Source organism: Sulfitobacter geojensis (genome assembly GCF_000622325.1).
GTDB classification, from domain to species: domain Bacteria; phylum Pseudomonadota; class Alphaproteobacteria; order Rhodobacterales; family Rhodobacteraceae; genus Sulfitobacter; species Sulfitobacter geojensis.
This window is the reverse complement of record NZ_JASE01000005.1, coordinates 50,558-64,136: the sequence shown is the minus strand read 5'-3', so window position 1 is coordinate 64,136 and position 13,579 is coordinate 50,558. Positions and strand designations below refer to the sequence as shown.

Annotated in this window: 7 protein-coding genes; 5 read left to right on the top strand and 2 right to left on the bottom strand. The window is 57.7% G+C overall.

Translation table 11 applies throughout. The features are described from left to right. Nucleotides 1–23 precede the first annotated feature (23 nt). From Z947_RS0102280 to Z947_RS0102260, 5 genes are all read left to right on the top strand, one after another. Nucleotides 24–992, top strand: coding sequence for a TAXI family TRAP transporter solute-binding subunit (locus Z947_RS0102280; RefSeq protein WP_025042691.1), 969 nt, complete (start codon nucleotides 24–26; stop codon nucleotides 990–992). A gap of 102 nt (nucleotides 993–1,094) precedes the next feature. Further along, nucleotides 1,095–3,701 (top strand): TRAP transporter permease, encoded by a 2,607-nt coding sequence (locus tag Z947_RS0102275; protein WP_025042690.1) that lies wholly within the window; start codon nucleotides 1,095–1,097, stop codon nucleotides 3,699–3,701. Further along, the gene (locus Z947_RS0102270; RefSeq protein WP_025042689.1) at nucleotides 3,698–4,135 is read left to right on the top strand and encodes a universal stress protein; all 438 of its coding nucleotides are present in this window, start codon (nucleotides 3,698–3,700) and stop codon (nucleotides 4,133–4,135) included. The genes Z947_RS0102275 and Z947_RS0102270 overlap by 4 nt, the downstream gene beginning before the upstream one ends. Nucleotides 4,136–4,359: 224 nt before the next feature. Next, nucleotides 4,360–5,880 (top strand): ABC-F family ATP-binding cassette domain-containing protein, encoded by a 1,521-nt coding sequence (locus Z947_RS0102265; protein ID WP_025042688.1) that lies wholly within the window; start codon nucleotides 4,360–4,362, stop codon nucleotides 5,878–5,880. 207 nt (nucleotides 5,881–6,087) lie between these two features. After that, a complete protein-coding gene (locus Z947_RS0102260; RefSeq protein ID WP_025042687.1) occupies nucleotides 6,088–10,005 on the top strand; it encodes a Hint domain-containing protein in 3,918 nt (1,305 codons plus the stop codon). Between the two features lie 44 nt (nucleotides 10,006–10,049). Here Z947_RS0102260 and Z947_RS0102255 read toward each other — a convergent pair whose 3' ends face one another. Both Z947_RS0102255 and Z947_RS0102250 read right to left on the bottom strand, forming a co-directional pair. Then, a complete protein-coding gene (locus Z947_RS0102255; RefSeq protein WP_025042686.1) occupies nucleotides 10,050–11,408 on the bottom strand; it encodes a pyridoxal phosphate-dependent decarboxylase family protein in 1,359 nt (452 codons plus the stop codon). Further along, the gene (locus Z947_RS0102250) at nucleotides 11,408–13,480 is read right to left on the bottom strand and encodes an oxidoreductase (RefSeq protein WP_037939059.1); all 2,073 of its coding nucleotides are present in this window, start codon (nucleotides 13,478–13,480) and stop codon (nucleotides 11,408–11,410) included. The genes Z947_RS0102255 and Z947_RS0102250 overlap by 1 nt, the downstream gene beginning before the upstream one ends. Nucleotides 13,481–13,579 lie beyond the last annotated feature (99 nt).

Sequence of the window (13,579 nt, the reverse complement as noted above, 5' to 3'; positions counted from 1 at the left end):
AACCATCACTCAGGGAGAAACCGATGACCAAGACTTTCAAACTATCACTCGCATCCATGGCCGTAGGGGCCATGATGGCACCCGCAGCATTTGCCGAGGAATTCATCACCATCGGCACCGGCGGCGTGACCGGAGTATATTACCCGACCGGCGGCGCGATCTGTCGCTTGGTCAACAAGGGCCGCAAGGACCACGGCATCCGCTGTTCCGTCGAATCCACGGGCGGTTCTGTCTATAACATCAATACCATCCGCGAAGGCGAACTGGAATTCGGTGTGGCACAGTCCGACTGGCAGTATCACGCGTACAACGGCACATCGAAGTTTGAAGATGCAGGCGCCTTCGAAGGGCTTCGCGCTGTGTTCTCTGTGCACCCCGAACCCTTTACAGTTGTGGCACGCGCGGATGCCGGCATTTCCACCTTTGACGATCTCAAAGGCAAGCGTGTGAACATCGGCAACCCCGGTTCCGGTCAGCGCGGCACCATGGAAGTGCTGCTCGAAGCCAAAGGTTGGACCACAGACGATTTCGCCCTCGCAACAGAGCTGAAAGCAGCAGAGCAGTCTGCGGCCTTGTGTGACAACCAGATCGACGCGATGGTTTACACAGTGGGTCACCCGTCCGGTTCCATTCAGGAAGCAACGACCGCGTGTGATTCCGTATTGGTGACCGTGAGCGGTGCCGAAGTTGACGGTCTGATCAATGACAACCCGTTCTACCGCTCGGCCAAAATCCCGGGTGGCATGTACCGTGGCAACGACAATGAAACCGCAACCTTCGGTGTGGGCGCAACCTTTGTCACCTCTTCTGATGTGTCGGAAGAAGCGGTTTATACTGTGGTGAAATCCGTGATGGAAAACATGGACGACTTCAAAAAGCTGCACCCGGCGTTCGCCAATCTTGATCCGAAAGAAATGGCAACGGCTGGTCTGTCGGCACCTCTCCACGCTGGCGCGATGAAGTACTACAAAGAAGCAGGCCTCATCGACTAAGCTAGACTCGGCTATACCAATCGAAGGGGCAGGCGCTGCCCCTTCGTCACGACCTGACAAATAAAATGCAGTCTGAACTGCAACTCCAGGGGGACACGAAACATGACGAACAAGACATCCGAGAACCGTGCGTTGACCGAAGAGGAGCTACAGGATCTTGTTGCCTCTTCCGACGCAGGGGCGCGTGATCCAGCGGGGGCAGTTGGCACACTGCTGATGGTTGTTGCCGTCGTCTGGTCGTTGTTTCAGGTGGTGCTTGCATCGCCCTTGGCCAATTATGTGCTGCCCGGCGATGTGATCAACAACTCGCGGCAGATCCATCTGGCCTTTGCTGTTTTTCTGGCCTTCATGGCCTACCCTGCCTTCAAGTCGAGCCCGCGCACCTATATCCCCATCGCGGATTGGCTCCTTGGACTGGTGGGGGCTTTCATCGCGCTTTACGGCTTTTTCTTTTATCAAAAAATCGTTGATGCGGGCGGTCTGGCCGATGACATGGACAAATGGTTCGCGCTGGCCGGCCTGCTGATCCTGTTTGAAGGGGCGCGCCGCGCGCTAGGCCCGGCAATGGCGATCATCGCCACGATTTTTCTGGCCTATGTGTTCTTTGGGTCGTCCGAAATTGTGCCCGATGTTATCCGCTGGAAAGGGGCGTCGCTGAAGAAGGCGATGAGCCACATGTGGATCACTTCCGAAGGTGTCTTTGGCATTGCGCTGGGCGTTTCGACAAAATTCGTATTCCTTTTCGTGCTGTTCGGTGCGCTGCTGGATAAGGCGGGCGCGGGCAACTACTTTATCAAAATGGCTTTTGGCGCCTTGGGCCACCTCAAGGGGGGGCCAGCCAAAGCTGCGGTGGTTGGTTCTGCGGCGACCGGCCTGATTTCCGGTTCATCCATTGCGAACGTCGTGACCACCGGTACCTTCACCATTCCGCTGATGAAGCGGGTCGGCTTTTCGTCTGAAAAGGCGGGCGCGGTCGAAGTGGCTTCGTCAGTCAACGGTCAGATTATGCCGCCGGTCATGGGCGCTGCGGCCTTTTTGATGGTTGAATATGTCGGCATCTCTTATGTCGAGGTGATTACCCATGCCTTTTTGCCCGCGACGATCTCTTATATCGCGCTGGTCTATATCGTGCATCTCGAAGCGGTAAAGAACAACATGCCGACCTTGGGCAACCGCGTTGTGTCGATGGGCAAAACCATTGGCGGCATGGCTGCTTTCTTTGTCGGGTTCGCGGCACTTTGCTATGGGGTGCAATACCCGGTCGGCTGGGTTGTCGCCGCGATGCCCGATGGTTCCGGTCTGGTGATGTCGCTGCTGATCTTCGCGACCTATGCCGGCCTGCTTTATCTGGCCGCCAGCGTGCCGGATCTGGAACCCGACGACCCCAACGCCGAAGAGGTCGAATTGCCGGTTGTCGGGGAAATCTATAAATCAGGTCTCTACTTCCTGTTGCCGATTATCGTGCTGGTCTACTTTTTGATGATCGAACAGAAGTCTCCTGGTTTGTCGGCCTTCTGGGCCACGATGCTTCTGTTTGTCATCCTGCTGACACAGCGCCCCCTCAAAGCGATCTTTCGCGGCGAAAGTGACATGGCAAACGCCTTCACTCAGGGGGTGGGTGACCTTATTCAAGGTTTGATCGACGGCGCGCGCAACATGATCGGTATCGGTCTTGCGACCGCAACGGCCGGTGTGATTGTCGGTACGGTAACACTAACCGGCGTGGGACAGGTGATGGCCGATCTGGTTGAATTCCTGTCGGGCGGAAATCTGATCCTGATGCTGGTGATGGTGGGGCTGTTGTCCCTGATCCTTGGTATGGGGCTGCCGACGACGGCAAACTATATCGTTGTGTCTTCCCTGATGGCCGGTGTGGTTGTCGAACTTGGTGCGCAATCGGGACTGATCGTGCCGCTGATCGCGGTGCATTTGTTTGTGTTCTATTTCGGGATCATGGCCGATGTGACGCCGCCCGTCGGCTTGGCCAGCTTTGCCGCTGCCGCTGTGTCGGGCGGGGATGCGATCAAGACGGGCTTTGTCGCGTTCTTCTATAGCTTGCGCACCGTGGCCTTGCCGTTTGTGTTCATCTTCAACACGGATCTGTTGTTGATCGACGTCGGATGGGGGCAGGGCATTCTTGTCTTTGTAACGGCATCCATCGCGATCCTTGTCTTTACCGCAGGCACAATGGGCTGGTTCCTGACCAAAAGCCGTATCTACGAAAGCGTCGCACTGGTGCTTATCGCCTTTGTCCTGTTCCGGCCCGACTTTGTGATGGACCGGATACAGCCACCGTTCAAACAGGTTGAACCGGCAGCATTCTCGACCGCGCTAGGCGAGGCTTCGGAAGGGGATGAAATACGTTTGATCGTTTCCGGCCCGGATTTTGATACCGGCGAAACCAAGGAGACAACATTGGTGCTGCCGGTTGGGGCGGGTACAGCAGATGAACGTCTGACGGCATCGGGGCTTTTGTTGTTGGAAGAGGACGGCGCAGTGAAAATGGACGAACCGTCTTTTGGCTCGCCCTTCTCTGACAGCCTTTCCAGCTTTGATTTCTATGGCGACGATCCGGTGCAAATCGCATCCGTTAACGCGCCGGCAAGCCAGATGCCCAAAGAACTGGTGTTCATTCCGGCGCTGATCTTCTTGTTTTTCGTCGCCTTCTTACAGCGGGCACGTATGTCACGCACAGGAGTTCCATCATGAGCAATTCGGTTTTATGCGCTGTCGACGTCAGCAATGGTGACGATGACCTTCCCGTAATCCGCCGTGCTGCGCAACTGGCGGCGCTGGACGGGGCACAGCTTGATGTGATTGCCGTTCTGCCGGATTTCGGGATGAGTTCGGTCAGTTCCTTTTTCGGCAAAGGCCATCACGAAAAGATGGAAGTGGAGGCCAAGACGCATTTGAATGCGTTGGTCACCAAGGCGCTGGATGCGGATCAGAACGCCAAGGTCCGGCATGTCATCGCAACCGGACGCGCCTATGAAGAGGTGCTGAAGCTGGCCAAGAAAACCAATGCCGCGCTGATCGTCGTGGGGGCCCATAAGGCGGAGTTGTCGGATTACCTGCTGGGGCCGAATGCGTCCCGGGTGGTCCGCCATGCCAAATGTTCGGTCTATGTGGTGCGTTCGTCCTGACAAGGCGGGGCGCATTCATCTTGACCACGGGGCAAGCTCTGCATACCCTCTGGTCTAACGGTCACATATCAACAACGGGAGGGCACAAGCTGAACATGCGTATCATCCGCCGACTTCAGCATGGTCCCCGTCCAGCCCTGTAAATCCGTTTGCAGGGCTGACCACATCACGGTCTGCCCATCCTGCCGCCTTGTGCGGCGCACCCTCTATGTGCAGAGACCACAATGAACATCATCAATATTCAATCCCTTGGGGTGACCTTGGGCGATCCGCTGTTTGCCGACCTTACTTTTACCATCTCGAAAGGCGACCGCATCGGCCTTGTTGCTGCGAACGGTCGGGGCAAATCCACGCTGCTGGGTTGCATGGCTGGCAGTTTCGAACAGACCACAGGCGAGGTGACACGCGCCCGCGGTACGCGGATCGGATATGTCGAACAGAACATTCCCGCAAATGCATTGACGCAAACGCTTTATGATTTTGTGCTGTCTTGGCTACCGTCCGAGCAGGCGGATTACGAAAGCTGGCGGGTGGATGTGGTGCTGGACGATTTACACGTCCCTGTCGATCTGCACCGGAAACTATTGAAAGACCTCAGCGGCGGATGGCAACGCACGGCGTTGCTGGCGGCGGCATGGGTCACAGAGCCGGACATTTTGCTGTTGGACGAACCGACCAATCACCTTGATCTGAACCGGATTGCCTTGCTGCAAAACTGGCTGGGGGCGCTGCCGCGCGACGTGCCGGTGGTGATCATCAGCCACGACCGCGCGTTTCTCGACGCGACCACAAACCGGACGTTGTTTTTGCGCACCGAGCGCAGCCGTGCCTTTCCGCTCGCGTTCACCAAGGCGCGACAGGCGCTGGACGAAGCGGATGCAGATGACGAACGCCGGTTCGCCAATGATCTGAACAAGGCCAGCCAGTTGCGCAAACAGGCCGCCAAGCTCAAGAATATCGGGATCAACTCCGGTTCGGATTTGCTGATCACCAAGACCAAGCAGTTAAGCGAACGCGCCGCCAAAATCGAAGCTTCGGCGCGGCCTGCACATCAGGAAAAAGGGGCTGGCGATATCAAGCTGTCCAACAGCGGCACCCATGCCAAGGCGCTGGTGACACTGGCCGACGTGGCGGTCACCACGCCGGATGGGCGCGCGCTTTATAAAACCGGCACCAAGTGGATCACCCAAGGCGACCGGATCGTGCTGCTGGGCACCAACGGAACCGGCAAGACGCAACTGGTCAAGATGATCCACCGTGCCTTGATGGGGGATGAACCTGCGATCAAATGCGCACCCTCTGTTGTCTTGGGCTATTCCGATCAGCATCTTAGCCAGCTTGATGATGCTGATACACCAATGACAGCCGTGGCCGGAAAATTCGACATTGGCGATCAACGTGCGCGCGGTTTGCTGGCGGGTGCGGGCGTTAACATCCAGATGCAAGACACCAAAATTGCCGCCCTTTCAGGGGGGCAAAAATCGCGGCTGGCGATGCTGGTACTGCGTCTGCAGCATCCCAATTTCTATCTGCTGGATGAACCGACGAACCATCTGGATATCGAAGGACAAGAGGCGCTGGAGGAAGAGCTGACCGGCCATGGTGCGTCCTGCTTGCTGGTCAGTCACGACCGCAGTTTCCTGCGTAATGTGGGCAACCGGTTCTGGCAGATCGAGCGTAAAAGGCTGATCGAGGTGGATGATCCCGAAGCCTTTCTTGCCGCTGAAATGGACCCTTTGCCATAGGCCATGCGGCGGCGCACGGGCGTTATAATCCGCGCGCCGCCGTTTCGGACAATGTCCTGTTTCGACCCTAGTGATGCCTCCTTTGGAACAAGAAGTTGGTGTCTAAGTCCTATCTATTGATGGATTCCGTCTGGCGACACCTGTGTGGGCAAGATGGAGAGAGACGTGCATTAAAGGCTTGCGAAGCGTCGAAAGAGGGTTTGTGCGATGGCTATTCTTGACAATGCAATTTGGATCGACGGTGCAACCGGTTTTGCGCAGGACGGCACGACGGTCATTTCCGAAGGCGCGAACAGCACGACCGTCAGCGCGCGCTTTAGCGAGAATGCCTGGGACGCCACCTCGAATGGCACAGGGGTTTCGGAATTCGGCGCTGCCTTCAATACGGGGCCGATCAGCGCAAACTACGCCTTCTCGAATGCGGTAGAGGATCTGTCGTTTACGCTGGAACATGTCAGCTCGTCGGGCACCACCTATGACGATGAGTTCACGCTCGCTTTGTATGACGAGAACGGCATTCTTATTCCGGCTGCGGATATTATTGCGGGATTGACCGGTGTTACGGATGTTACCGTTTACACAAACGCGGACGGCTTTGTTGTGATCGAGGCCGATAACGAGGTGGCCGAAAACATCGGTATCAACATCACCGATCACAAGGTTTCCGCGCTGAACATCACCTTTGATGTCGGCCCCGACGGGACACAAACCGGCGGCGCGGGACTAAGCGATTTTTCATTCACCGTGCCTATCGCACCTGACTACGTGGTGGAAGGGACAGCGGGTGATGACGTGATTGATGGCATTTATGCCGATGATCCCGAGGGCGACAGGGTTGATGCCAATGATAACCTTGCCGGCACCAATGACGACAGTATTGAGGCGGGGGCGGGGGACGACACGATCAACGCCGGTGCTGGCGATGATACCATCCTCGCCGGGGACGGTAACGACAAGATCATCGACAGCGCAGGCGATGATCTGGTTGAGGGTGGCGAGGGCAAGGACAACTTTGAATACACCACCATCTCCGGCAATGACACGGTTATCGGTGGCGAGCTGAACGACACCACCGTGACCGATAGCGGCGACAAGTTGAACGCGCATGCATCCGTTGATGACCTGACAGTGGTGTTCACCGGCAATGAATCCGGTACAATGACCGATGGTTCCGGCACCGTCACCTTTTCCGAGATCGAACATATTATGGGCGGTCAGGGCAATGATGTGATCAAGGCTGACGCTTCTAACATCCAGCAAATTCTGGACGGTGGTGAAGGCGCGGACACGCTATCAGGTGGGCGCGGCAACGACATCATCGCGATGGGTCTGACACAGGACTTTTCGGCGACGGACGGCGACAATGACACGTTGGTGCTGACGAATTCGTTCGGCAATGATTTTATCGAAGGGTTCGAAACGCCGACCGATTTGGGTGGCGGCGCATATCAAGGTAACGACAGGGTTGATGTGACCGCCCTGACGGATGGCTATGGCGTGTTGGTAACGACGGATACCGTGGTGGTCAGTGACACCAACGGCGATGGGACGGGCGATGCGATCCTGAACTTTCCCAACGGTGAAAGCATCACACTAAGGGGCGTGGATCCCTCGGAAGTCTCGAGCCAGGCGCAACTTGCGGCCATGGGCATTCCTGCCCCCGCGGTGCCCGACTTTATCGTTGAAGGCACCGAAGCGGGCGAATTGATCAATGCAGGATATGGCGGCGATCCCGACGGGGATCAGGTCGACAACAACGACCACTTCGACGGGTCTAACGATGACAGCATCGAGGCGGGCGGTGGCGATGACACGATAGCCGCGGGGGTTGGTGATGATACGGTTGATGCCGGTACTGGCAATGACATCGTCTATGCAGAAACCGGTAACGACTATGTCGAGGGCGGGCTGGGCAACGATTCACTGTTTGGTGAAAGCGGTGCGGATACCTTGCTGGGCGGCGACGGGGCCGACAGTTTGGATGGCGGCACGGACGCGGATCAACTGACCGGTGGCATTGGCAATGACACGCTCTGGGGGCAAGACGGCAATGATACGCTGGACGGCGGGCTTGGCGACGATTTCCTGAACGGCGGCTACGAAGACGACCTTATCCGTGGTGGTGACGGCAACGACTGGCTTGAGGGCTGGTACGGCAATGACACCATCGAAGGTGGTGCAGGCAATGACTTCATCGACGCCGATAACGACAGCGATCTGGTCTATGCCGGGGATGGCGACGACACGGTTGTGGGCGGCTATTCGATCAGCACGGACACGATTTATGGCGGTGCGGGGAACGACAGTCTGGACGGGCAGGGCGGCGACGACTTGATCTATGGCGGCACGGGTAATGACCAGTTGTTCGGATCTGGTGACGACGACACGTTTTTCCTTGAGGACAATTTTGGCGCAGACACCATCGATGGCAGCAATCTGGATGAAGACGTCGGTGATACGTTGGACCTCAGTCTTGTTACCACCGCAACGACCGTTGATCTGCGCGATGCCAATGCGGAAACCGGTACGGTCAGCGATGGTACGGACACCGCCAACTTTATCGAGATCGAAAACATCGTTTTGGGCGGTGGCCGCGATACCTTGGTTTTGGGTGACGGTTCCGGTTCGGATGCGGTACAGGCCTTTGATCTGACCGACAGTGGCGATGGCACAACGAACGACCAGCTGGATGTGTCTGATCTGACCAGCGACGGCGGCACAACGCCGGTAACGACGGATGATGTGGTGGTAACCGATACCAACGGGGACGGGACCGGTGATGCGGTCCTGACATTCCCGGGCGGTGAAACAATCACCCTTGTCGGAGTTACGGCCGCGCAGCTTGATAATGCCGCGGCATTGCAATCCATTGGCATTCCCGGCGTGGCTACGGTGCCGGACTTTATTGTCCAAGGGACGTCCGGTGATGACCGAATCGACGGATCCTATCTGGGGGATCCCGAAGGGGACCGCGTCGACAATAGCGACCATTTGGACGGATCGGATAACGATTCAATCGTGGCAGGCGGCGGGAATGATTTTATTGATGCCGGTCTTGGAAACGATACCGTGCGTGCAGGCGCGGATGACGATCGGGTTATTGCGGGCCTTGGCGATGACCTTGTCGATGGGGGTGCGGGCAACGATAACTTGTCGGGGCAAGAAGGCGATGACAGCATTCTTGGCGGGCTCGGGAATGACACCATTGACGGGGGTTTCGACAACGACAGCCTGACGGGCAGTGAAGGCAACGATGTGTTTGTCATCAGCGGCGGGAACGACACGATTGCCGACTTTAACTTCGGTGCGACCGGAACGCTCACGGACGGTGACGCCAGCAACAACGACTTTGTCGACCTCTCCGGCTATTACGATAACATCGCCGAGCTGCACGCGGATCAGGCTGACGATGGCATTCTCAACCAGTCGAATGCGGCGGATTATTCGGACAACACCCAGTTCGGCGCAGACTCATTGGTGTTGCAAGGGGTGTCGGCTGACAGCTCCGGCCTGACGGCGGAAAACACCGGTGTTGTCTGCTTTACCAAAGGCGCGCAAATTCTAACGGAGGCGGGGTACCGGCCCATCGAAACGCTGTACATCGGCGATCTGGTCTTGACCGAGGATAACGGATTCCAGCCCATCAGATGGATCGGACAACGCACTGTTCCGGGACGTGGAAACCTTGCGCCGGTCTTTTTTGAAACCGGCGTTTTGAACGGTGCCAAGCGGCCGCTTCTTGTGTCGCCACAGCACCGCGTCTTGATCTCGGGATATCAGGCTGAACTGTTCTTTGGCGAAGCGGCGGTACTGATCCCTGCCAAATTCCTGATCAACGGAACCACCGTGCGGGAACGGCCCTGCGCGGAAGTCACCTATTTCCATCTTATGTTCGACCACCACGAGGTGATCTATTCGGATGGTCAGGCGTCGGAAAGTTTCCATGCGAATGATACCGGTCTGGATGTGATTGCCGAGGCAGGTCGCGAAGAGCTGTTTGCGATCTTTCCCGAATTGCGATGGAACAGTGGGGCGCATGGCGACACCGCGCGCAATTGCCTAAAAGCGCGTGAGGCAGAGATTTTCAAGATTGCGATGGGCGATCGCCATTACCGCGGGGGCTAAACACCTGATTATGAAAAGCGGCAGGCTGTGATGGCCTGCGGCTTTCAGGTCAGCGTTTCCAGAACCTCCAAAACATAGTCGGGGTCCGTTTCAGGGTTCACCACACAGATGCGCAGCACCTTTTGCCCGCGCCAGGTGGTGGGCAAACATAACAACGCGCCGCTGCGCCGTTGCGCTTCGGCCCAGTAATCCAGATCAGCGGCTGACATGGTGTGGGGGCGAAACAGGATCACGGTAAGTTGCGGTCCCAGGATCAACTCCAGCCCGTCCATATTGTCGATGCCGTCCGCGATCTGCTGGGCAATCTCGCAGGTTTTGGCAATCGCCGCGCCATAGGCAAGAGTGCCATAGGTCACAAGCGAGAACCACAAGGGCAACCCCCGCGCGCGCCGCGTCAGGTGCAACGCATAATCGGACGGGTTCCATGCGGCCTGATCCAGCGTATCAAGATAGACGCCCTTTTGCCCATGCGCTTGCGCGCCCTTGATCGGGTCGCGGTATACCAAGGCGCAGCTGTCATAGGGGGCAAAGAACCACTTGTGCGGATCAACGATGAAACTGTCCGCGCGTTCGATACCGTCAAATTGTTGGCGCAGCGCAGGATCGGCCATCGCGGCAAGGCCATAAGCGCCGTCCACATGCAGCCAAAGGCTGTGTTGCGTCGCGAGTTCCGCAAGGGCGCGCAGGTCATCCACCGCACCGCAGTTGGTCGCGCCGGCATTGGCAACGATCGCGAACACACCGGATGTATCGGCCAATGCCTCTTGGGCTTTGGCGGGAATGATCCGACCTGTTGCGTCGGAGGAAACCTTCACCACCTCGGCGTCCATGACCTGTGCCACGGCTTCGATGCTGCTGTGGGCCTGTTCGCTGCACAGGATGCGAAACCTGTCGGGCCGTGGTTTACCCGCATTCACCCATGCCATTCGCGCCGCATGCAGCGCGGACAGGTTGCCCATCGTGCCGCCCGACACAAACACACCGCCTGCATCCTTTGACCAACCGGCCAGCCCGGCGAGCCACGCAAGGGTCTGGTTCTCGGCATGGATGGCCCCCGATCCTCCGTCCCAGTTGCCGGCAAAAATCTCTGCCGCGCCGAGGGCTGCATCAAACGCCAGTGACGCAGGGGTGGGTGCCGCTGCCACGAACGCAAGGCTGGTCGGATGATTGAAAGGCCGCGTTGAGGGAACGATCACGTCGGAAAACAGGGCAAAAGCCGCCTGTGGGTCCATCCCGTCAGCGGTGATCGAGCCGCCAATTTTGGCGTCCAGTGCCGCCGGTGTTTGCGCACCGTTGCGCGGATCGGGCCCTTGCAGAATGCGTGTTCGCGTCCACTCCAGAATACGGTTCAAGCTGTCAGGGTCTGATGGAAATCCATCGAAACGGGGGGTTGGGTTGGTCATCAATCTGCCGCCAGTTCTGCGATTTCGCGCCGGAAAGGCAGGGCATCGCCAATGTCTTCGCCATCCAGTTCCCGCGCAAAGCGATGACCGGCATAGGTCGCCCATGCGATCGGGCCGGGCGCATTTGCGTCACCGATCAAGCGCACCGATTTGATGCCAGCATCCTGCCATTCCGCCGCGCGCGCTTTTAAATCTTTGTACAGGCCATCATCCGAGCGTCTGGAGGCGACCATAACCACAGCATCCGCCGGTTGTTCGCGGGTCAGCCCAGTATAGGTGCAATTGGTGCTCAGCGATCCATCACCCACCGCAACAACGCCACGGTTCAGTTGAATGTCGACGCCCATCAGCACCAGCCGCTTGTGAATTTCTGCCTGTTCCAGCGTGTTGTTGGTCCAATCCGAGACATAGGCGCTGGGCGTTACCAGCGTCACGTCGCATCCCTTTTGGACCAAAAGCTCTGCCAGCACGCCGCCCATGTAGTAGTGATCGTCATCATAAACCGTGACCTTGCCGCTGGGGAGCCGCCCCGCCATCAGGTCATCCGGGGTAAAGACAGGCATCGCCGCATTCATCGGCATGGGCACGACATGCTGGCGCGATACGCCATCGGCACGCCAGTGTGATCCGGTAGCGATACAGATGTTTTCGAACCCGAACTCCAAAATCTGTGCCGCGTCGAGTTTCGAGGCGAGGTAGGTTTCTACATTCGCCTTCTGTGACAATTGATAGGTCCGGTAATCGGCGACACGGCCCCATGCGGAAAGTCCCGGCAGTTTGCGTTCGCGCGTGACGCGCCCACCCAGCATCTCGCCGGCCTCGGCCAAGGCCACGTCATATCCCCGTTCGGCACAGGCACGTGCGGCCTCAAGCCCTGCCGGCCCCGCGCCAACGATCAACACGTTTGCGGTTTCGCCCTTGCTGTTCATCTGTTCGGGGTGCCAGCCCTTGCGCCATTCTTCCATAAACGTCGGGTTCTGGGTGCAGCGGCTGATCGACATCGTCATATCGCCGGTGATGCAGATGTTGCAGCCGATGCATTCGCGGATGTCGTCGATGCGCCCCTCTTGCACCTTTTTGGGCAGAAAGGGGTCTGCAATCGAGGGCCGCGCACAGCCGATGAAATCCAGCGTGCCAGAGGTGATTTGTTTGACCATCACATCAGGACTGGTGAACCGTCCGACCCCGACAACCGGTTTCGAGGTGAGCGATTTGATCCCTGTGACCAGATCAAACTGTGCGGCCTCTTCCCTAAATCGGGATGGCCCTGAACAATCCTCCCATGCACCATGTGCGAGATCCCAAAGATCGGGCAGGTCTTTGTGCATTTCGACAAAATCACGCACCTCGGAATTCGCAAACCCCAGATCGCCAATCATCTCGTCCAAAGACAGGCGCAGGGTCAGGCCCATGGTATCCCCGACGGCCTCGCGGACATCTTCGACAACCTCGCGCACGAACCGCGCGCGGTTTTCAAGGCTTCCGCCATACTCATCCGTACGGTGATTGGTCGCTGTGGACAGGAAGTGCTGAAAGATGCCAAACCCATGTGCTCCATAAAGACAGATCAGATCAAATCCAGCCGTACGTGAGCGTATGGCGGCGTTCACAAACCAACGGCGCAGGTTCTTGATGTCCTGCTTGTCCAAGGCGCGGGCCTGCACGGGATCATTGGTAAAGGTGCGAATGGGCATGGCAGAAGGTGCAAGCGGCACTTCCTTGGTGTACAGGTTCGGCCCGTTGATCCCGGAATAGGCCAACTGAATTCCCGCAAGCGCCCCGTGCTCTTTCATCCGGTCGGCCATCTTGGCGATCATCGGGATGTCTTTATCGTCCCAAAGGCGCAATTCGATGAACGGCGCGATTTCGGATGTGTGGTGCATCTCGCATTGCTCGGTAAAGATCACGCCCCAACCGCCCTGCGCCTTGATCCCGCGCATTTCTGCGACAGCCGAAGGATCACGGTAACCGCCACCGTTGCAATGGGGCACCTGATAAAACCGGTTTTTCGCCGTGACCGGCCCGATTGCCACCGGTTCAAACAAGACGTCATACCGGCTGTCTCTTTTCATGTCGCTGATCCCCAATAGCACAAAACCCGCCGCGCGGGTTACATCCCCATCCAGTTCAACAAGTTTGCGCAATACGGGGCAAGGACCCTGTGCGAAAGC